Genomic DNA, 20,100 nt, shown 5'->3' with positions numbered 1-20,100 from the left:
ACGCGATGGACTATGATGCGATCGTGCTCGGCGCGGGGGGCGCCGGGATGATGTGCGCTGCCGTTGCCGGGCAGCGCGGCGCGCGGGTTGTGCTGATCGACCATAATGACGAGCCGGGGCGCAAGATCCTGATTTCGGGCGGCGGCCGCTGCAACTTCACCAACATCGCCGCGACGGCGGACCGTTACCTGTCCGCCAATCCGCATTTCGCGAAATCCGCGCTGGGCCGCTACACATCGCAGGATTTTCTCGCGCTGGTCGAACGGCATGGCATCGCGTGGCACGAGAAGACGCTGGGCCAGTTGTTCTGCGACGGATCGGCGCGACAGATCGTCGCGATGCTGCACGACGAATGCGCGGCGGGGCAGGTGGCATGGCGGCTGGGCGCGCCGATCGGCGCGATCGATCATGCCGATTCGCGCTTCCGCGTGCGCGTCGGTGACGGCTGGGTCAGCGCGCCCGCGCTGGTGATCGCGACCGGCGGCCCGTCGATCCCGAAACTGGGGGCGACCGGCCTGGCCTATGATCTGGCGCGGCAGTTCGGGTTGAAGGTGGTCGAGCCGCGCCCGGCGCTGGTGCCGCTGACGCTGCCGGGGGAGGAGGCGCTGTTCCGTGCCCTGGCGGGCGTGGCGATCCCGGTGGTCGCACGGGCGGGCAAGGCGCGTTTCGCGGAAGCGGCATTGTTCACGCATCGTGGCCTGTCCGGCCCCGCGATTCTGCAGGTGTCGAGTTACTGGCGGCACGGTGAGGCGGTGGCGATCGATTTCCGGCCCGATGCGGGGGCCGGCTGGTTGCTCGCCGCCAAACGCGCCCGCCCGCGCGCGACGCTGGCGGCGGTGCTCGACCTTCCGGGGCGCCTCGCCGAAGCACTGGCGGCGCGGATCGGGATCGGCGAACTTGGCGCGGCGACCGATCGCGCGCTGGCCGAGGCGGAACGGCAATTGGCCGACTGGCCGTTTCGTCCGAATGGCACCGAGGGCTATGCCAAGGCGGAAGTGACCGTTGGCGGTATCGCCACCGCCGGTCTGTCATCACGGACAATGGGCGCGCGGAGCGTGCCGGGCCTGTATGCGATCGGCGAGGCGGTGGATGTCACTGGCTGGCTGGGCGGGTATAATTTTCAATGGGCGTGGGCGAGCGGCTGGGCCGCCGGTCAGGCGATTGCCGAGGCGAGAAGCTAGGGGGCCGTATTCCCCCTCATCCAGCCGCAGCGATGACGGGGCCGGGCGCCGGTGCCGCCTCAGAACCAGCGCATCACCGTGCTCGGCAGTGGCGTCCAGGCGCCGACGCGGACCCCCGCCGCCGCCAGCGTGTCGCCGGTCCAGCTGTTGCACGTATGTAGCGCATCGTATCGCCCGTGCGCCGGGTAGAAGGCGTCATATGCGTCATAACCGGGCAGCGCGGCCCCCGAGCCCCGGAAAGCGCGGATCCGGGCGGCCAGACGGCGGTATTGTGCCACCGACAGCGTGACGGCGCGCACCTGGGACCCGGTCAGCGGGCGCGGGATATGCTCGACGTGCAGCAAGGTATCGTCGCTGCCGATCGCGGCATGCAGCAGCGTCATCGCGCGCAGATCGCCCCAGGTCGGCGTGCCGAGGTAGAAGCCACGTTCACCCCAGCCGATCGCGACATAGGCGTGCGTGGCAAAGCGCGCGTCGCGCAGGTCGCTGCCGGGAAAGTCGCCGCGCCAGTCGATCCCGGCGGCCTGTTGCGGCACGACGATGCCGGTATGGATGCCATTGTCCTCGATCCAGATCGTCACGCCCTGCGGCGGGGGGCGCCACGCGGCGTTGCGCGGGATCACCCCGCCGATCGCGGCGGCGATGACATAGGCCAGCGAAATCGCCGCGATGCCGATCGCCAGCCACGCGGCGATCCGCGCCAGCCGGCCCACCGCGTCAGAGATCGAGCGCCCAGCCATCGCGTCCGCGTGGATCGATCGGTCGTGTCGGCACGTAGCGCTGCGCACCCGCCGTCAGACGCAGGATCGTCCAGTCGCCGCGCCGGTCGATCGCCTCGGTCGTGCAGCCGCAGCCGGCGAACGCCGCGATCACCTCGGCCCGCTGCGTGTCGAGCAGCCCGGCAAGGATGATCGCCGCCCCCGGCGCCGCGATCGCCGCCACCTCCGGTGCCATCGAGATCAGCGGCCCGGCAAGGATGTTGGCGATCAGCAGGTCATAGGGCGCCCCGGCGGTGATATCGTCCGACAGCGCGCCATCGGCGACGATCAGCGCGATATCGTCGACCCGATTGGCCGCGGCATTTTCGCGCGTGACGAGGATCGCGGCGGGATCGATATCGGTCGCGGTCACGCGCGCCTGTGGCCAGAGGTGCTTCGCCGCGAAGGCCAGCAGCCCGGTGCCGGTGCCAAGATCGATGATATTGGTGAACGCATCGCCCGCGAGCCCGTCGAGCATCGCCAGACAGCCCGAGGTGGTGGCGTGATGCCCCGTGCCGAACGCCTGGCCCGCGTCGATCAGGAAGGCGCGGCCACCAGGCGGGGGCGGGGTGGGATGCGCGCTGGTGTGGACGACGAACCGCCCCTCGCGGATCGGCTCCAGCCCCTGCTGGCTCATCGCGACCCAATCCTCCGCGCCGAGCGGCGTCACGATCGGCGCGACCCCCGCCGCACTCGGCACCAGCGCCGCCAGCGCGGCGAGCAGCGCGTCATCGGGTTGCTGCTCGACATAGGCGTCGAGCCGCCAGTGTTCGCGATCGTCCTCCACCTCTTCGGTGGTCATCAGTACCGCATCGATCGCCCAATCGTCGGCGGCGTCGATCGCTTCCGCCTCGGCGCGGGTGCACGGCAGCGTGACGCGCCAGCTGTCGACCTCAGCGGACATAGCTGGCGCCGTTGATGTCGAGCACCGCCCCGGTCATCGAAGCGGGCGCTTCCAGCGCGAGGAAGCGCGCGGCGGCGGCGACCTCTTCGGGTTGCGCGACACGACCCAGCGGAATGTCCGCCAACAGCCGGTCGCCGCCACGGCTGGCGAGATAGTCCTCCGCCATCCCGGTCATCGTGAAGCCGGGGCAGATCGCGAAAGCGAGGATCCCCTCCCGCGCATAGCCGCGCGCGATGGTCTTGGTCATCGCGACCATTCCCGCCTTCGCGGCGGCATAATGCCAGTGCGCCGGGCTGTCGCCGCGATAGGCCGCGCGGCTGGCGATGTTGACCAGCCGGCCACCGCCGGCGCCCCCCTGCCAGTGCCGCACCGCATGTCGCGACAGCGTCGCGGCGGCGGTCAGATTGACCCGCAGGGTACGCTCCCACGCTGCCAGCCAGGCGTCGTCGGCGGCGTCGAGGGGGTTCGCCTCGAAGATGCCGGCGTTGTTGATCAGCACGTCGATCCGGCCGCCGCATTGTTCGAGCGCGCTGGTCCATAACGTATCGACCGCGACCTGATCGGTGAAGTCGGCGGCGATGCCGGTAGCCGTGCCATGGCCGACGACGGTGACGTCGGGCGCCTGTGCCAGCGCCGCCGCGATCGCCGCGCCGATCCCGCGGCTCGACCCGGTGATGAGAATATTGGTCATGGGGCGGCTGTGTAGGCGGTGCGGGGTGATGCTGCCTACCCCCATCGTCGCCCGGCGCGCTGCCCGTCCGCGCGGCGCCATCGCCGCCCGCGGCTTATTTCACGCTGGTCGCGAAATCCTCCGCCGCACCCTGCAGACTTTCGAATTGGGCGGCGATATGCCCCAGGGCAGAGCCAAGCGACACCATGTCATCCGCGACGAGATGCATGTCGCGACGGATCACGGCGATCGTATGCGACATCGAATCCGCCGCCAAAGCGGTTTCGTCGACGGCGGCGGTGATCGCGGTGACCGTCATCGCCTGATCCTGCATCGCCCCCGTCACCGCCTTCGCCGAGTTGCGGACCTGCGTGATGGTGGCGCGGATCGACTGGTTGCTGTCGACCGTCTGGCGCGTCGCGGCCTGGATCGCGGCGATCTTGGCGGCGATATCGTCGGTGGCGCGGGCGGTCTGGCTGGCGAGGCTCTTCACTTCCTGCGCCACCACCGCGAAGCCGCGCCCGGCGTCGCCCGCGCGGGCCGCCTCGATCGTGGCGTTCAGCGCCAGCAGATTGGTCTGCCCGGCAATGTCGCGGATCAGGCCGAGGATCGATTCGATCGACTTGGCGTGGTCGCTCAGCGCCGCGCTGGCGACAACCGCACCCTCCGCCTCGCTGGTCGCCGCGTCGAGGGTCTGATGCCCCAGCGCCATCTGTTGCTGGATGTGGTCGATCGCGCGGATCAGGCCGGCGGCGGTGGAGGCGGCATCGCGCATCGCCATCGCCGACTGTTCCGCGGCGGTGGCGACGTCGCTGGTCTTGTCCAGCATGCCACGGGTCGCCTCGACCGTCGTGAGCGCCTGTTGGCGAACCGTGCCGCCATGTTCCGCGATCGCGCCGATGCCATCGAAGATGCTGCTGCGGAATGCCGCGCCCCGCGCGGCACGGTCCTGCCGCGCCTTATCTTCCAGCAGCGTCGCGAGATGGGCCGCCATCGCGTCCGCCTCGGCCAGCGCGAGCCGCTGTACGACATCGGCGAGCTGCAGCAGATCGTCGTCTGACGGGGTGGCGGAGCGGATCAGCGTTAGCACCTGCGCATGGCTGCGCGCCATGCCGGCGAGCAGCAACGACAGGGGCCATCCCACGGTTTGGCTCAGCTCGACATAGCGTACCAGCATCGCACGCCACCGCGCGCCGAGCGGATCGCCATAGCGCATGCGGACATAGGAGATGCTCTTGTCGATCTCGTGATCGAGCCGTTCCGGCGTCGATAGTTCCGGCATCGACAGCCGGATCGTGGCGGCCAGTTGGGGTGTCGACAGGAAGTGATCCCAGAACGCACGCGCGATCGAGCGCCAGCCATCGCCGGCGTCGATGATCGCGACGATGCGCGCGCAGGCGGGGGCGACAGCGCCGTCCCAATCGAAGGCGGTGGCGACGGTTTCGGCCGGCTCTGCGCCGGTGGGCTGCCATTGCATCATCATCGTCCATCCCCGGGTGTCGGTTGTCGGGGCCTCACCGGGGCGCCGTCATGCCGCGACCTTGCTGGCGAACTCCGCCGCACGCTGATCCAGCGTGCCGAGGCGGCCGGCGAGCGATTCGAAGCCGGTGCCGAGCCGGTCGACCTCGGACGCGACGGCCTCGGTATCCTGCCGGATCGCCGCGATCGTGTGCGACATCGAGTCCGCCGCCAGCGCGGTTTCGTCGACCGCGGCGGTGATCGCGGTGACGGTCTGCGCCTGCGCTTCCATCGCGCCGCGAATGCGGGTCGCGGAATCCTGAACCTCCGCCACGGTCGCGCGGATCGAGGCGCTGGTGTCGACGGTCACCTGCGTCGCGGCCTGGATCGCGGCGATCTTGGCGGCGATATCGTCGGTGGCGCGGGCGGTCTGGCTGGCGAGGCTCTTCACTTCCTGCGCCACCACCGCGAAGCCGCGCCCGGCGTCGCCCGCGCGGGCCGCCTCGATCGTGGCGTTCAGCGCCAGCAGATTGGTCTGCCCGGCAATGTCGCGGATCAGGCCGAGGATCGATTCGATCGACTTGGCGTGGTCGCTCAGCGCGCCCGACACGGTCACGGCGTCACCCGCCTGGGCGGCGGCGCGGGTGGCGATATCCGCGGCGACCTCCACTTCGGCGCGCGCGTCCTCGATCGCGCGGATCAGGCCAGCGGCGGTGGCGGCGGCGTCGCGCATCGCTACCGCCGACTGTTCGGCGGCGGCGGCGACCTCACTGGTCTTGCCCAGCATGCCGCGTGCCGACGACGATGTGCCCGAGGCCTGGGTGCGGAGCATATTGCCCTCGCCGGTGCTGTCGGCGACTGTGGCGGCGATGTTGCGGCGGAATTCCTCCGCCAGCTGATCCCGCTGCGCCTGCGCCTCGAACGCGGCGAAGCCGGCGAACAGCTCCACGGTCAGTTCGGTTTCCATCCCGAACATCCGCATCATCGTATCGACCATCACATGATAGCGGGGGTCGTCGATCGCCAGCTCATCGCGCAGCACGTGCATCGCGCGGCGATCCGCCGCGCACGACATCGCGAGCACCGACATGGTCGTGACGTTCGACATATAGGCGGAGGCGACCGACCGTTCGAGCGATTCGACCCAGGCGCGGCCGTCCAGGTGGCAGAAGCGGTTGCGCAGATAGGCGACGCCCGCCGCCATCCGCTGCTGCGTTTCCATGTTCGACCATTCGGGGGCGTCGGGATGGATCAGCCGCCAGTGCGCCCAATAAGCGTCTGCGATCTCCGCCGCGCGCCCCGCCAGGATCACCCACAGGTCAGCAGCCTGCTGCACCAGCGTGCCGTCGCCGTCGAACGCGCGAATGCGGGCGGCCAGATCGATTCGATGAGCCACGGTCGTGGCCGGGGGCATCACCCGAGCAGTCAACATCACCTCCAGCGCGACGGAAAGGTCGTGACGCTGGCCTAGGGGGCGATTGGTAAAGATGAGGTTAGGGAGCGGGTCAGTGCGAAAGCATGATGCCGCGTCGCAGCGCGATGCTTGCATCCGCGCCGTCACCGCCGCATAGACCGCGGCAAATCATTCGTTCGTTTTACCCGTCGTTCGCCAATCCAAGGAGCCAGCGCTTGGCCACGAGACCCGACCGCCCGCGCAGCCCGCATCTGTTCAGCGGGCCGCTCGCCATCCACTATCGCTGGTCGCCGGCGATGACCGCATCGATCATGCACCGTGTCACCGGCGACGGCATGGCCACCGTCGGCACCGTGCTGCTGGTATGGTGGCTGGCGGCGATCGCGGCGGGGGCGGATGCCTATGCCACGTTCCTGGACGTGTTCACGACGGCGTCGGGCCGGCTGAACGTGCTGGGATGGATCGTCGGGGTCGGGCTGACGTGGTCGCTGTTCCAGCATATGATGAGCGGCATCCGCCACCTGGTGATGGATACCGGCGCCGCGTTTGAGCTGAAGCTTAATCGGCGGCTGGCAACGCTGACCTTCGTTGCGTCGACGCTGCTGACGATCGCCTATTGGCTCTTTCTGGGGATCAAGTGATGAGCACCGAGATCGGCCGCGTCCGTGGCCTGGGCAGCGCGCATGCCGGGGCGCATCACTGGTGGCATCACAAGATCACCGCCGGCACCAATTTTCTGCTGATCGTCTGGCTGCTCGCCTCGATCGCCTCGCTGCCGTCCTATGACTATCCGACGGTGCGGTTGTGGCTGCATTCGATGTGGGCGGCAGTGCCGATGGTGCTGCTGATCGCGTCGGTGTTCTACCACTTTCGCCTCGGCCTGCAGGTGGTGATCGAGGATTATTCCCACAAAGAGAACCGCTTTGTGATGATGATCCTGCTCAACGTCTTCACCGCGGTAACCGCCGCCACCGCCATCTTCTCGATCCTCAAGGTCGCTTTCGGAGCCGCCGCGTGATGCCTGACGCCTACAAGATCATCGACCATACCTATGACGCGGTGGTGGTCGGCGCCGGCGGCGCGGGGCTGCGCGCCACGATGGGCATCGCGGAAAGCGGGCTGAAGACCGCGTGCATCACCAAGGTGTTCCCGACCCGCAGCCACACCGTGGCGGCGCAGGGCGGGATCGCCGCCTCGCTGGGCAACAACACGCCGGACCATTGGTCGTGGCATATGTTCGACACGGTCAAGGGCTCCGACTGGCTCGGCGACCAGGACGCGATCGAATATATGGTGCGTGAGGCACCGGCGGCGGTATACGAGCTGGAGCATGCCGGCGTGCCGTTCAGCCGCAACGAGAATGGCACGATCTACCAGCGGCCGTTCGGCGGGCATATGCAGAACATGGGTGAAGGCCCGCCGGTGCAGCGCACCTGCGCCGCGGCGGACCGTACCGGCCACGCCATGCTGCACGCGCTGTATCAGCAGTCGTTGAAATATGACGCGGACTTCTACGTCGAATATTTCGCGCTCGACCTGATCATGGAAAACGGCGCCTGCCGCGGCGTGATCGCGCTGTGCATGGAAGACGGGTCGATCCACCGTTTCCGCAGCCATGCGGTGGTGCTGGCGACCGGCGGTGGCGGCCGCGTCTATCAGTCGGCGACATCGGCGCACACCTGCACCGGCGACGGCAACGGCATGGCGCTGCGCGCCGGGCTGGCGTTGCAGGACATGGAGTTCGTCCAGTTCCACCCGACCGGCATCTATGGCGCGGGCGTGCTCATCACCGAGGGCGCGCGGGGTGAGGGCGGCTATCTGACCAATTCCGAGGGCGAGCGCTTCATGGAGCGTTATGCTCCCAGCGCCAAGGATCTCGCCAGCCGCGACGTCGTCGCGCGCTCGATGGCGATGGAGATGCGAGAGGGGCGTGGCGTCGGCAAGGACAAGGACCACATCTTCCTGCACCTCGACCATATCGATCCCGCGGTGCTTCACGAGCGGCTGCCGGGCATCACCGAGACGGGCAAGATCTTCGCCGGCGTCGACCTGACCCGTCAGCCGCTGCCGGTGACCCCGACCGTCCACTACAATATGGGCGGCATCCCCTGTAACTATCACGGCGAGGTCGTGCGGTTGAAGGACGGCGATCCGGATTCGGTGGTGCCGGGGCTGTTCGCGGTCGGCGAGGCGGCGTGCGTGTCGGTGCATGGCGCGAATCGCCTCGGTTCCAACTCGCTGATCGATCTGGTGGTGTTCGGCCGTGCCACCGGCCTCCGGCTGAAGGAGATGCTGAAGCCCAATACCGCGCACGACCCGCTGCCGAAGGGCTCGGAAGACATGGCGCTGAGCCGGCTCGATCATTTCCGCAACGCTGGCGGCGGCACCCCCACCGCGCAGCTGCGTGCCGAGATGCAGAAGACGATGCAGCGGCATTGCGCGGTGTTCCGCGACTCGGCCCTGCTGTCCGAGGGCGTCGCCAAGATGGATTCGATCTATCAGGGCATGCAGGACGTCGGTGTCACTGATCGCTCGCTGATCTGGAATACCGATCTGGTCGAGACGCTCGAGCTCGACAATCTGATCGGCCAGGCGGTGGTGACGATGCGTAGCGCGGAAAACCGCAAGGAAAGCCGCGGCGCGCACATGCACGAGGATTTCCCGGAGCGCGATGACGCCAACTGGATGAAGCACACCATCACCACCTTCAATGGCTGGGGCGGCAAGGGCGGCGACGTGGCGATCGAATATCGCCCGGTGCATGATTATACGCTGACCGACGACGTCGAGTACATCAAGCCGAAGAAGCGCGTCTATTGATCAAGGGGGTGCGCTGACGATCGCATCCTCCCCGGCCATGGAAGGATGAGCCGACCCCTTCCCCGTGAGCGGGGAAGGGCGGGTTGGCAATCCGCCCCGGCTTGCGGCTGGGGGCCGCGTTACCCCCGCTCGGCGAGCGATGGCGTGCCCGCGATGCTTCCCCCGTCGCCGTAACCTGCTACACGCTCGATCCGACATGGCTTCCGATCCGACGACCGACCCCGCATCCCCGCGCCCCGGCATAGGGGAGACGCTCGCGGCGATCTGGCGGCGGAGGCTGGTGCGCTGGGGTGCCGCGCTGCTGGCACTGCTGGCCATCGCATTCGGCGCCTTCTGGCTGATCTTCGCGCGTGATCTGCCTTCGGTCGACAAGCTGAAGGCCTATCAACCGCCATTGCCGACCAATGTGCGGGGCATCGACGGCACGCCGATCTATTCCTACGCCCGCGAACGCCGCGTTCAGCTCGCTTATGCCGAATATCCGCCATTGCTGGTGCGCGCCTTCCTGGCGGCGGAGGACAAGACGTTCTTCGAGCATCACGGCGTCGATTTCCCCGGCCTGGCGGGCGCGGTGATCGATTACGCGCGCAAGCTGGGCACCGGGCAGCGCGCCAAGGGCGGCTCCACGATCACACAGCAGGTGGCGAAGAACCTGCTGATCGGCAACGAATATTCCCCGACGCGCAAGATCCGCGAGGCATTGCTGGCGTATAAGATCGAACAGACGCTGACCAAGGAACAGATTATCGAACTGTACCTGAATCAGATCTTCCTCGGCAGGAACGCTTATGGCGTCGAGGCGGCGGCGCATGCTTATTTCGACAAGGAACTGGACGAGCTGACACTGGGGCAGCTTGCCTATCTGGCGATCCTGCCCAAGGGGCCGGCGAACTACGATCCGTTCCGCAATACCGAGCGTGCGCTGGAGCGCCGCAACTACGTTCTGCGCGAGATGGTGAACAACGGCTTCGTCACCGCTGCTCAGGCGCGCGCGGCGGCGGAGGAACCGATCGGCGCGATCGCCCGGCGCACCCCGAAGTTCGAGCGTGTCGGCGGCTATTTCGTCGAGGAAGTGCGCCGGCAGTTGATCGACAGGTTCGGCGAAACCGCCGACGACGGCGAGCATAGCGTCTATGCCGGTGGGTTGTGGGTTCGCACCTCGCTTGACCGGACGATCCAGCAATATGCGGCGGAGGCGTTGCGCAACGGATTGCTGCGGTTCGATCGCGGTCGCGGCTGGTCAGGCCCGCTGCGGCATGTCGACGTCGAGGGTGACGCATGGCTCGGCGCGTTGCTCAATACCAATATCTCGCTCGATTATTCGGATTGGCGCGCTGGCATCGCGATCGCGCGCACGGATGCGGGCGGGGGCGATGCGTGGCAGCTGGGCTTTGCCGACGGGTCGACCGGCACGCTGCCGCGCGACGCGGCGCAGATGCCGGTGCGCGGCACCGCGAGTGCCGCGTTCAATGCGATCAAACCGGGTGACATACTGGCGGTGGCTCCCGCCGGATCGGCCTTCGCGCTGCGGTCGGTGCCGAAAATCTCCGGCGGGATGGTGGTGCAGGAACCCGCCACCGGGCGAATCCTGGCGATGCAGGGCGGGTTCGACGCCAGCGTGCAGACGTTCAATCGGGCGACACAGGCGATGCGGCAGCCGGGATCGACGATCAAGCCGATCGTCTATTCGGCGGCGCTGGAGCAGGGCATGACGCCGGCGTCGATCATCATCGACGGCCCGTTCTGCGTCTATCAGGGGGCGCGGCTGGGGCAGAAATGCTTCCGCAACTTCGGCAATGCGCGCGGCGCGGGGCCGCATACGATGCGCTGGGGCATCGAACAATCGCGTAACCTGATGACGGTGCGCGCCGCCGCGCAGACCGGCATGAGCAAGGTCGTCAAGCTGATGAAGGCGATGCAGATCGGCGATTACGCGCCCTATCTGTCCTATGCGCTGGGCGCGGGTGAAACGACGGTGGAGAAGATGGTCAACGCTTATGGCGTGCTGGCCAACAACGGGCGCTGGCATGATCCCTCGCTGATCGATCTGGTGCAGGATCGCAGCGGCAAGGTAATCTGGCCGGAGAATTGGCGGGCCTGCGACGGCTGCAACGCGCGTGAGTGGAACGGCCGGGCGATGCCGCGCCCGCCGGCGCGCGGGCGGCAGGTGCTCGACGCGATGAGCGCCTATCAGATGGTCCATATCACCGAAGGCGTGATCCAGCGTGGCACGGCCACCCAGCTGCGCGATCTCAATCGCCCCATCTTCGGCAAGACCGGCACCAATTCGGGGCCGACCGATGTGTGGTTCATCGGCGGCACGCCGCAGATGATCGCCGGCCTGTATCTCGGTTATGACACGCCGCGCAGCCTGGGCGGTTATGCGCAGGGCGGCACGGTCGCGGTGCCGGTGTTCAAGGAATGGGCGCTCAAGGCCTATGACGGCCTGCCGCCGCTGCCGTTCCGCGCGCCGCCGGGGATCCGCATGGTGCGGATCGATCGCGCCTCGGGGCGGCAGGTGTATGGCACCTTCCCGACCGACAGCGATCCCAAACCCGCGGTGATCTGGGAAGCGTTCAAGCCGCAGAGCGAGGCGCGTCGCGCGCGTCGCGCCACGCCGGGGGTCGCCCCCTCCGCCGCCCCGACCGCCGCCGCCACCCGCGCCGCGCCGCGCGACACGGAGTTCCTGCAGCAGCAGGGCGGGATCTACTAAGCCGTTTCGCGTCCGCTCCCGGCGGGGCCTGGCGATGTTCGCCGCCGTGCCGGATCGGGCGGGGTGATCGCCTCGGCCGCACCGTCGGGCGCATCACGACCGTTGCCAGCCATCCGCCCACGCCCTAAGTCCGCCGGTCAGATACATTCCCTTGTCATCCCAGCGCTGACTGGGATCTCCCGGTTACGACGTCCGATCCGTGCCGCCCGAGATTCCAGCCCGGCCTGGGATGATCCGGATCTTTGGAGATTGTTATGCGCGCCGAAGCGCAGACCCATGTCGACACCATCAACGAGGCGCTTGCGCTGTTGCGCCGCTCGCTCGACTGGGATCGCGCGCTGCGCCGGCTCGACGAGCTGAACGCGCGCGTCGAGGACCCGACCCTGTGGGACAATCCCAAGGCGGCGCAGGACGTGATGCGCGAGCGCCGCCGGCTCGACGAGGCAATCACCGCGACCCGCAGCATCGAACAGGATCTCGCCGACACCGCCGAGCTGGTGGAAATGGCCGAGGCGGAGGGCGACGAGGCGATGGCGCAGGACGGCACCACCGCGCTCGCGGAACTGGCCGAGCGGGCGCAGAAGGACAAGGTGAAGGCGCTGCTGGCGGGCGAGGCCGACGCCAATGACAGCTATATCGAGATCAACGCGGGCGCGGGCGGCACCGAAAGCCAGGATTGGGCGGAGATGCTGCAGCGCATGTACACGCGCTGGGCCGAACGCCACGGCTACAAGGTCGAACTGATCGACTATCATGCGGGCGAGCAGGCGGGAATCAAGTCCGCCACGCTGCTGGTAAAGGGCGAGAACGCCTATGGCTATGCCAAGGTCGAATCGGGGGTGCACCGGCTGGTGCGCATCAGCCCGTATGATAGCTCGGCGCGGCGCCACACCAGCTTTTCGTCGGTATGGGTCTATCCGGTGATCGACGATTCGATCGATATCGAGATCAACGACAGCGAATTGCGCATCGATACCTATCGGGCGTCGGGCGCGGGCGGACAGCATATCAACACCACCGATTCGGCGGTGCGGATCACCCACTTGCCCACCGGCATCGTCGTCGCCTGCCAGAACCAGCGCAGCCAGCACAAGAACCGCGCCGAAGCCTATAACCAGCTTCGCGCCCGCCTGTACGAGCATGAACTGCGCAAGCGCGAGGAGGAGGCGAACGCGGTCAATGCCACCAAGACCGATATCGGCTGGGGGCATCAGATCCGTTCCTACGTGCTGCAACCGTACCAGCTGGTGAAGGACCTGCGCACCGGCATGACCTCGACCAGCCCGGGCGATGTGCTCGACGGCGATCTGGAGGACTTCATGGCCGCCGCGCTGTCGCAGCGCGTCACCGGGGAGAAGGTCGATGTGGAGGATGTCGACTGATGATCGCACGAGCGGCGGTGACGTTGATGTTCGCGCTGGCGCTGGCCGGCTGCGACGGCTCGCGGCCGCTCATCAAGCATGAGGCGAAGGAGCCTGGGCCGTTTCCCGCCGCCGACCGCCCTGTCGCCAGCATCGTATCGTCGCGCTGGTCGACCGAGGAGGCGCGCGACCGGCTCAACGAGGCGACCCGCGTCATGGACCTGGCGGCCATCCGCCCCGGGATGACCGTCGCCGATCTGGGCGCGGGCGAGGGCTATTATACCATCCGCCTCGCCGGGCGGGTGGGGCGCGAGGGGCGCGTACTGGCGGAGGATATCGTCCCGGCGGTGCGCGACGGGCTGGCGGATCGGGTCGCGCGCGAGCGGCTGGAGAATGTCAGCGTCCGGCTCGGCGCCCCAGCCGATCCCCGCCTGCCGGACAACAGCTTCGACCGCATCTTCATGGTGCACATGTATCATGAGATCGCGCAGCCCTATGAATTCCTGTGGCGCATGCGGCCGTCGTTGCGGCCCGGCGGGCTGGTGGTGGTGGTCGATGCCGATCGCTCGACCCGCAACCACGGCACGCCGCCCGCACTGCTGAAATGCGAGTTCGCGGCGGTCGGCTATGCGCAGGTGGGATTCCAGGAGATGCGCTCCGCCGGCGGCTATTTCGCGACGTTCCGCGCGGCGGGGGAGCGGCCCGATCCCGCCGATATCCGCGCCTGCCGCATCAACGACGGCTGAGCGCGCGCCGCGTCCGCCCGGCCGCGCCGACGAATCGTTGGCGAACACCGCGCGCCCCGCTACCCTTGGTCGATGCGACAATATCTCGATCTGATGCGCCATGTCCTCGATTCCGGCGCGAGTCAGATGGACCGTACCGGCACCGGCACGCTCAGCGTGTTCGGGCACCAGATGCGATTCGATCTGGCGCAGGGTTTCCCGGTACTGACCACCAAGAAACTGCATCTGCGTTCGATCATCGTCGAGCTGCTGTGGTTCCTGCGCGGCGATACCAACGTGCGCTGGCTGCAGGAGCGCAAGGTCAGCATTTGGGACGAATGGGCGGACGAGGAGGGTGATCTCGGCCCCGTCTATGGCAAGCAATGGCGCGACTGGGTCACCGCCGACGGGCGCCATATCGATCAGATCGCGGCGCTGATCGAGGAGATCCGCGGGAACCCCGCGTCGCGACGGCAGATCGTCACCGCGTGGAACCCGGGCGAACTGCACGCCATGGCGCTGGCGCCGTGCCACTGCCTGTTCCAGACCTATGTCGCGAACGGCCGCCTGTCGCTGCACCTCTATCAGCGATCGGCGGATATCTTCCTGGGCGTGCCGTTCAACATCGCCAGCTACGCGCTGCTGACGCATATGCTGGCGCAGCAATGCGGCCTCGCGCCGGGCGAGTTCGTCTGGACCGGGGGTGATTGCCATTTGTATGTGAACCACCTCGAACAGGCGCGGACGCAGCTGGAGCGGACGCCCGGCACCTTGCCACGCCTGGAAATCACCCGTCACGCGCCCTCGATCGACTCCTACGAGCCGGAGGATTTCGTGCTGCACGACTATGCGGCGCAGGCGCATATCAAGGCGCCGGTCGCGGTCTGAGGCGCGATGATCGTCTTCATCCTGGCACGCGCCGACAATGGTGTGATCGGCGTGGACGGACGCCTGCCGTGGAGATTGCCGGCCGACCTGAAGCGATTCAAGGCGTTGACCATGGGCAGGCCGATGGTGATGGGGCGCAAGACGTTCGACAGCTTCCCCGCGCCGCTGCCGGGGCGGCGCCATATCGTGCTGACGCGCGATCGCGGCTGGACGGCGCCGGGGGCGGAGGTGGCGCATACGCCGGAGGAGGCGATCGCGCTGGCGGGGGCGGGCGAGGTGGCGGTGATCGGCGGGGCGGAGATCTATGCGCTGCTGCTCGATCGCGCGGATCGCGTCGAATTGACCGAGGTGCATGTCGCGCCCGAGGGCGACGCGCGGGTGCCGGCGTTCGTCGGCTGGCGTGAAACGTCGCGCGAGGCGCATCCGGCGGAAGGCGATCGGCCAGCCTATGATTTCGTGACGCTGGAGCGCTAGGTACAGCATCCGGCTGTGGGTAGAGCGGGGTCGGCGTATCGATCGAACGGCATTGCCGCCATCCGCCACACGCCGTACAGCGCGCACCCATGGAGCGGCTGGACGGCGGCTCGGCAATCCCCGCGGCGCTGGCGGGCGGGATCGTCGCGCTCGGCAATTTCGATGGATTTCATCACGGGCACCAGGCGGTGGTGGGCCGGGCGGTCGCGCGTGCCAAAGCGGAGGGGCGACCCGCGCTGGTGGCGACGTTCGATCCACATCCGGTCCGTTATTTCCGTCCCGATGCCGCGCCGTTCCGGCTGACCACGCTGGCGCAGCGCCAGCGGCTGTTCGCGGCGGCGGGGGCGGATGCGATGATCGTGTTCCGCTTCGATGCGGACCTGGCGGCGCTGAGCGCCGACGCCTTTGTCGCGCAGCGGCTGATCGGCGCGTTGCGCGTCGCCGGGGTGGTGACGGGGGAGGATTTCACCTTCGGGCTGCACAAGGGCGGCAACGTGGCGACGCTGCGTGCGGCAGGGGAGCGCGCCGGTTTCAGCGTCGATACCGTCGGCGCGGTGATGCTGGACGGGGCGCCGATCTCGTCCACCCGGATCCGTGACGCGCTGCGTGGCGGCGATCCGCGCGGCGCCGCGCGACTGCTGACCCGGCCGTTCACGATCGAGGGGCCGGTGCAGCACGGTGACAAATTGGGGCGGACGATCGGCTATCCGACCGCGAATGTCGACATGGGCGACTATCTTCGCCCCGCTTATGGCATCTACGCGGTGCGCGCGACGCTGGCGGACGGGCGCCGCGTCAATGGCGCGGCGAATCTGGGCATCCGCCCGACGTTCGATCCGCCCAAGGAATTGCTGGAGCCCTTCTTCTTCGATTTCACGGGCGACCTGTATGGCCAGGTGATCGCGGTCGAACTGGTCGACTATCTGCGCGCGGAGGCGAAGTTCGATACGCTCGACGGCCTTGTCGCGCAGATGGATCGCGATTGCGCCCGGGCACGCGAGTTGCTGGCGGAGTAGCGCCGCGCTAAGGCGCGCATTCCATGGCCGATGCAACCGACACGCCGCGCGACTGGCGCGATACCGTCTTCCTGCCGAAGACCGATTTCCCGATGAAGGCGGGCCTGCCGCAAAAGGAGCCCGCGATCCTGGCGCGCTGGCAGCAGATGGATCTCTATCGCCGCCTGCGCGAGGAGCGGGCGGGGCGCGAGACGTTCATCCTCCACGATGGCCCGCCCTATGCCAATGGCGACATGCATATCGGCCATGCGCTGAACCACATCCTGAAGGATATGGTGGTGCGCACGCAGACCTTGCTGGGCAAGAACGCGCCCTACGTTCCCGGCTGGGATTGCCACGGCCTGCCGATCGAATGGAAGGTCGAGGAGGAATATCGCAAGAAGAAGCGCAACAAGGACGAGGTGCCGCCGCGCGAGTTTCGGGCCGAGTGCCGCGCCTATGCGCAGCATTGGGTGAACACGCAGCGCGAGCAGCTCAAGCGGCTGGGCATCAACGGCGACTGGGACAAGCCGTATCTGACGATGGACTTCGCCGCCGAAGCGACGATCGTCGCGGAACTGATGAAGTTCGCGGAGAGTGGCCAGCTGTATCGCGGTGCGAAGCCGGTGATGTGGTCCCCGGTCGAAAAGACCGCGCTGGCGGAGGCCGAGGTCGAATATGAGGACGTCGTCTCGACCCAGATCGACGTCGCGTTCGAGATCACCGAGGCGCCCAACGCGCCCGAGCTGGTCGGCGCGCGTGCGGTGATCTGGACGACGACGCCGTGGACGATCCCGGTCAACCAGGCGTTGGCCTATGGGCCGGAGGTCGAATATACGTTGCTCGACATCGGAGGCGTCCGATGGCTGGTGGCCGAGAACCTGGTCAAATCTTTCCTCGAACGGCTGGCGACGACCAATCTGGCGGCGCGCAGCATGGATTGGGACGGCGGTGTTCTGGCGGCGACATTCGACGTGTGCCGCGTGCGCGGCGCGCAGCTCGCCGGCGCTGTCGCGCGCCATCCGATGCATCGTCTCGGCGGCTTCTTCGCCAAGCCGCGTCCGCTGCTGCCCGGCGATTTCGTCACCACCGATGCCGGCACCGGCCTCGTCCATATGGCGCCCGACCACGGCGAGGACGATTTCGACCTGTGCAAGGCGCATGGGATCGAGCCGGTCTTCGCGGTTGATGGAGCGGGCTTCTACCGCGACGACTGGGCATGGCTTGGCGGGCAGGGCAGCGTCATCAACAAGAAGTTCGTCGCCAGCGACGGGCCGATCTGCACCGACCTGCGCGAAGCGGGTGCGCTGCTGGCGGCGTCGGATGATTTCCGTCACAGCTATCCGCATTCGTGGCGGTCGAAGGCGAAGGTGATTTTCCGCTGCACCCCGCAATGGTTCATCCCGGTCGACAAGCCGCTGGGCGGACAGATCGTTACCCCCACGCAGGCCGGGGTCTCTCGCGACGACACGGCACAGGATACGCTTCGCCAGCGCGCGCTCGCCGCGATCGCCGCCACACGGTTCGTGCCGGAAAAGGGCCGCAATCGCATCGGGGCGATGGTCGAGGGCCGGCCCGATTGGGTAATCTCGCGTCAGCGTGCCTGGGGCGTGCCGATCACGCTGTTCGTCGATCGCCGCACCGGCCAGTATCTTGTCGATCCGGCGGTGAATGCGCGGATCGTCGCGGCGATCGCCGCGGAGGGCGTCGACGGCTGGAGCGACGAAGCGGCGCCCGCGCTGCTTGGCCCTGATTACGATCCGGCAGCCTATGAGCGGGTGACCGACATCCTCGACGTATGGTTCGATTCGGGCTGCACTCACGCCTTCGTGCTCGACAGCGGACGCTGGCCCGAGCTTAGCTGGCCGGCCGACTTGTATCTTGAAGGGTCGGACCAGCATCGCGGCTGGTTCCAGTCGTCGCTGCTGGAAAGTTGCGGGACGCGTGGACGGGCGCCCTATGACGCGGTGCTGACGCACGGCTTCACGATGGACGCCAAGGGCATGAAGATGTCCAAGTCGCTCGGCAACACGATCAATCCGCTCGACCTGATGCGGCATTATGGCGCGGATATCCTGCGGTTGTGGGCGCTGTCGGTCGACTTCACCGAGGACCATCGCATCGGCAAGGAGATCCTGGCCGGGGTGGCGGACCAGTATCGCAAGCTGCGCAACACCTTCCGCTACCTGCTCGGCGCGCTCGACGGCTTCGACGAAGGCGAGCGGCTGGCGGTCAACGAATGGCCCGAGCTGGAGCGGTATATGCTCCACCTGACGCAGGCGCTCGACGCGCAGCTGCGGCGTGCGATCGCGGATTTCGACTTCAACGGCTACGTCCGGCTGCTGACCGATTTCGCCAATGAGGATCTGTCCGCCTTCTTCTTCGATATCCGCAAGGATTCGCTGTATTGCGACGCCGCCGGCGATCCGAAGCGGCGCGCCTATCGCACCATGCTGGACCTGCTGTTCCATGCGATGGTGCGCTGGGCCGCGCCGGTACTGGTGTTCACCGCCGAGGAGGTATGGCAGTCCCGCTTCGCCGGGGCGGACGGATCGGTCCACCTGCTCGAATGGCCCGAACTACCCGAACAGCAAGGCGAGGATATCGCCGCGCGCTGGGCAGCGGTGCGGGCACTGCGTGAGCGGGTCACCGAGACGATCGAGCCGCTGCGCCGCGAAAAGATCGTCCGCTCCAGCCTGGAGGCGGAGGTGACCGTACCCGACTTGCCGCTTGACCCCGATGCGCTGGCGGAGGCGTTCATCGTCGCCAAGGTGAGCGTGGCGGACGGCGTGGCGGCGGCACGAACCGATTATCACAAGTGCGGCCGCTGCTGGCGTCATTTGCCGGAAGTGGCGGTGGAGGACGGATTGTGCGCGCGTTGCGCCGATGTCGTCGCGGTGGAGGTGGCGGCATGAGGCCGCTGCCGCGCGCCGGGCTGGCGATCGCCGTGGCGGTGTTCGTTGTCGACCAGGTGGTGAAATGGGCGGTGACCGGCCCGTTGGGGATCGACTTCCTGGGCGCCTATCGCACGATCCTGCCGATCTTCGACCTGCGCTACACCAGGAACGAGGGCGTCTCATTGGGGATGCTGCGGGCCGAAACCGAGACGATGCGCTGGCTGCTGGTCGCGTTTACCGGCGCGATCGCGATCGGGGTGGCGATATGGATGTATCGCGAGGCGAATCGTATCGAACAGGCGGCGCTGGGCCTCGTGCTGGGCGGCGCGCTGGGCAATATCCTCGATCGCGTGCGGCTGGGCCATGTCGTCGACTTCGCCGACCTGCATTTCGGCGAATGGCGGCCATTCCTTGTCTTCAACGTCGCTGACGCGGCAATTACCATTGGCGTGCTGATTCTGCTGGTACGCGCGCTCCTGATCCGCGAAAAGCGGCCTGACCCTTCGGAGAATGTCCATGCGTAAGTCTGTCGTCGTGGTGAGTTCGATCACGGCGCTCGCCCTGCTCGCCGGCTGCGCAAAGCGCGGCTTCGATCGGGCGCGGCCCGACGAGTTCGCGGTGGCGCGCCAGGCGCCGCTGATCATCCCGCCCGATTTCGCGCTGGTGCCACCGCAGCCGGGCGCCGCGCGGACGCAGGGCAACAACCAGCAGGCGCAGGCGCTCGACGCGCTGTTCGGCGGTCCGGCGCAGCGCAGCGGCGGCGAAGCGGGCGTGATCGATCAGGCGGGCGGTGCTGTCGCCGGCCAACCGGGCATCCGCTCAGCGGTGGGCGATCCGCAGAC

18 protein-coding genes are annotated in these 20,100 nt (G+C 67.8%); 13 read left to right on the top strand and 5 right to left on the bottom strand.

What is annotated here, in order from left to right:
• The first annotated feature begins 5 nt into the window (after positions 1-5).
• On the top strand, positions 6-1,181 hold the full coding sequence (locus ACFDSW_RS02100) for an NAD(P)/FAD-dependent oxidoreductase (RefSeq protein ID WP_375248619.1): 1,176 nt from the start codon (positions 6-8) through the stop codon (positions 1,179-1,181).
• A gap of 59 nt (positions 1,182-1,240) precedes the next feature.
• Here ACFDSW_RS02100 and ACFDSW_RS02095 read toward each other — a convergent pair whose 3' ends face one another.
• From ACFDSW_RS02095 to ACFDSW_RS02075, 5 genes are all read right to left on the bottom strand, one after another.
• Positions 1,241-1,921, bottom strand: coding sequence for a TIGR02117 family protein (locus ACFDSW_RS02095; protein WP_375248618.1), 681 nt, complete (start codon positions 1,919-1,921; stop codon positions 1,241-1,243).
• Entirely contained in the window at positions 1,899-2,843 is a 945-nt protein-coding gene (locus ACFDSW_RS02090) for a 50S ribosomal protein L11 methyltransferase (protein WP_375248617.1), read from the bottom strand. The genes ACFDSW_RS02095 and ACFDSW_RS02090 overlap by 23 nt, the downstream gene beginning before the upstream one ends.
• Entirely contained in the window at positions 2,833-3,534 is a 702-nt protein-coding gene (locus ACFDSW_RS02085; protein WP_375248616.1) for an SDR family NAD(P)-dependent oxidoreductase, read from the bottom strand. The genes ACFDSW_RS02090 and ACFDSW_RS02085 overlap by 11 nt, the downstream gene beginning before the upstream one ends.
• Positions 3,535-3,628: 94 nt before the next feature.
• Entirely contained in the window at positions 3,629-4,996 is a 1,368-nt protein-coding gene (locus ACFDSW_RS02080; protein WP_375248615.1) for a methyl-accepting chemotaxis protein, read from the bottom strand.
• A gap of 45 nt (positions 4,997-5,041) precedes the next feature.
• Positions 5,042-6,385, bottom strand: coding sequence for a methyl-accepting chemotaxis protein (locus tag ACFDSW_RS02075; protein WP_375248639.1), 1,344 nt, complete (start codon positions 6,383-6,385; stop codon positions 5,042-5,044).
• A gap of 215 nt (positions 6,386-6,600) precedes the next feature.
• Here ACFDSW_RS02075 and sdhC point away from each other — a divergent pair, with 215 nt between their 5' ends.
• From sdhC to ACFDSW_RS02015, 12 genes are all read left to right on the top strand, one after another.
• Positions 6,601-7,026, top strand: a complete 426-nt coding sequence (gene sdhC, locus ACFDSW_RS02070; protein ID WP_375248614.1) for a succinate dehydrogenase, cytochrome b556 subunit — start codon at positions 6,601-6,603, stop codon at positions 7,024-7,026.
• Positions 7,026-7,403 carry a succinate dehydrogenase, hydrophobic membrane anchor protein gene (sdhD, locus tag ACFDSW_RS02065; protein ID WP_375248613.1) on the top strand — a complete coding sequence of 126 codons (378 nt, stop codon included), beginning with the start codon at positions 7,026-7,028 and terminating at the stop codon, positions 7,401-7,403. Before sdhC ends, sdhD begins: the two co-directional genes overlap by 1 nt.
• The gene (sdhA, locus tag ACFDSW_RS02060; RefSeq protein ID WP_375248612.1) at positions 7,403-9,205 is read left to right on the top strand and encodes a succinate dehydrogenase flavoprotein subunit; all 1,803 of its coding nucleotides are present in this window, start codon (positions 7,403-7,405) and stop codon (positions 9,203-9,205) included. The genes sdhD and sdhA overlap by 1 nt, the downstream gene beginning before the upstream one ends.
• A gap of 196 nt (positions 9,206-9,401) precedes the next feature.
• The gene (locus ACFDSW_RS02055; protein WP_375248611.1) at positions 9,402-11,918 is read left to right on the top strand and encodes a penicillin-binding protein 1A; all 2,517 of its coding nucleotides are present in this window, start codon (positions 9,402-9,404) and stop codon (positions 11,916-11,918) included.
• A 254-nt stretch (positions 11,919-12,172) separates the two neighbouring features.
• A complete protein-coding gene (gene prfB / locus ACFDSW_RS02050; RefSeq protein ID WP_375248610.1) occupies positions 12,173-13,300 on the top strand; it encodes a peptide chain release factor 2 in 1,128 nt (375 codons plus the stop codon).
• Positions 13,300-14,025 (top strand): class I SAM-dependent methyltransferase, encoded by a 726-nt coding sequence (locus tag ACFDSW_RS02045; RefSeq protein ID WP_375248609.1) that lies wholly within the window; start codon positions 13,300-13,302, stop codon positions 14,023-14,025. Before prfB ends, ACFDSW_RS02045 begins: the two co-directional genes overlap by 1 nt.
• Before the next feature lie 72 nt (positions 14,026-14,097).
• Entirely contained in the window at positions 14,098-14,892 is a 795-nt protein-coding gene (locus ACFDSW_RS02040) for a thymidylate synthase (protein WP_375248608.1), read from the top strand.
• A gap of 6 nt (positions 14,893-14,898) precedes the next feature.
• Entirely contained in the window at positions 14,899-15,366 is a 468-nt protein-coding gene (locus ACFDSW_RS02035; protein ID WP_375248607.1) for a dihydrofolate reductase, read from the top strand.
• Between the two features lie 89 nt (positions 15,367-15,455).
• A complete protein-coding gene (locus ACFDSW_RS02030) occupies positions 15,456-16,382 on the top strand; it encodes a bifunctional riboflavin kinase/FAD synthetase (RefSeq protein ID WP_375248606.1) in 927 nt (308 codons plus the stop codon).
• A 23-nt stretch (positions 16,383-16,405) separates the two neighbouring features.
• Complete coding sequence (gene ileS, locus ACFDSW_RS02025) at positions 16,406-19,276, top strand: isoleucine--tRNA ligase (protein ID WP_375248605.1); 2,871 nt, start codon at positions 16,406-16,408, stop codon at positions 19,274-19,276.
• On the top strand, positions 19,273-19,782 hold the full coding sequence (gene lspA / locus ACFDSW_RS02020) for a signal peptidase II (RefSeq protein ID WP_375248604.1): 510 nt from the start codon (positions 19,273-19,275) through the stop codon (positions 19,780-19,782). Before ileS ends, lspA begins: the two co-directional genes overlap by 4 nt.
• On the top strand, positions 19,775-20,100 hold a 326-nt coding region (locus ACFDSW_RS02015), incomplete at its 3' end, for a DUF3035 domain-containing protein (RefSeq protein WP_375248603.1). The genes lspA and ACFDSW_RS02015, both read left to right, overlap by 8 nt.

The organism is Sphingomonas sp., from assembly GCF_042091075.1.
Classification (GTDB): Bacteria; Pseudomonadota; Alphaproteobacteria; order Sphingomonadales; family Sphingomonadaceae; genus Sphingomonas.
This window is presented reverse-complemented; position numbering and strand designations above follow the sequence as displayed.

What these genes read in the sequence shown, in the direction of transcription:
- ACFDSW_RS02030 (WP_375248606.1), top strand. Translation starts at nt 15,456, where the DNA reads ATGGAGCGGCTGGACGGCGGCTCGGCAATCCCCGCGGCGCTGGCGGGC.
- prfB (WP_375248610.1), top strand. Translation starts at nt 12,173, where the DNA reads ATGCGCGCCGAAGCGCAGACCCATGTCGACACCATCAACGAGGCGCTT.
- ACFDSW_RS02085 (WP_375248616.1), bottom strand. Translation starts at nt 3,534, where the DNA reads ATGACCAATATTCTCATCACCGGGTCGAGCCGCGGGATCGGCGCGGCG.
- sdhA (WP_375248612.1), top strand. Translation starts at nt 7,403, where the DNA reads ATGCCTGACGCCTACAAGATCATCGACCATACCTATGACGCGGTGGTG.
- sdhD (WP_375248613.1), top strand. Translation starts at nt 7,026, where the DNA reads ATGAGCACCGAGATCGGCCGCGTCCGTGGCCTGGGCAGCGCGCATGCC.
- ACFDSW_RS02040 (WP_375248608.1), top strand. Translation starts at nt 14,098, where the DNA reads ATGCGACAATATCTCGATCTGATGCGCCATGTCCTCGATTCCGGCGCG.
- ACFDSW_RS02075 (WP_375248639.1), bottom strand. Translation starts at nt 6,385, where the DNA reads ATGCCCCCGGCCACGACCGTGGCTCATCGAATCGATCTGGCCGCCCGC.
- ACFDSW_RS02095 (WP_375248618.1), bottom strand. Translation starts at nt 1,921, where the DNA reads ATGGCTGGGCGCTCGATCTCTGACGCGGTGGGCCGGCTGGCGCGGATC.
- ileS (WP_375248605.1), top strand. Translation starts at nt 16,406, where the DNA reads ATGGCCGATGCAACCGACACGCCGCGCGACTGGCGCGATACCGTCTTC.
- ACFDSW_RS02100 (WP_375248619.1), top strand. Translation starts at nt 6, where the DNA reads ATGGACTATGATGCGATCGTGCTCGGCGCGGGGGGCGCCGGGATGATG.
- ACFDSW_RS02080 (WP_375248615.1), bottom strand. Translation starts at nt 4,996, where the DNA reads ATGATGATGCAATGGCAGCCCACCGGCGCAGAGCCGGCCGAAACCGTC.
- lspA (WP_375248604.1), top strand. Translation starts at nt 19,273, where the DNA reads ATGAGGCCGCTGCCGCGCGCCGGGCTGGCGATCGCCGTGGCGGTGTTC.
- ACFDSW_RS02035 (WP_375248607.1), top strand. Translation starts at nt 14,899, where the DNA reads ATGATCGTCTTCATCCTGGCACGCGCCGACAATGGTGTGATCGGCGTG.
- ACFDSW_RS02055 (WP_375248611.1), top strand. Translation starts at nt 9,402, where the DNA reads ATGGCTTCCGATCCGACGACCGACCCCGCATCCCCGCGCCCCGGCATA.
- ACFDSW_RS02090 (WP_375248617.1), bottom strand. Translation starts at nt 2,843, where the DNA reads ATGTCCGCTGAGGTCGACAGCTGGCGCGTCACGCTGCCGTGCACCCGC.
- ACFDSW_RS02045 (WP_375248609.1), top strand. Translation starts at nt 13,300, where the DNA reads ATGATCGCACGAGCGGCGGTGACGTTGATGTTCGCGCTGGCGCTGGCC.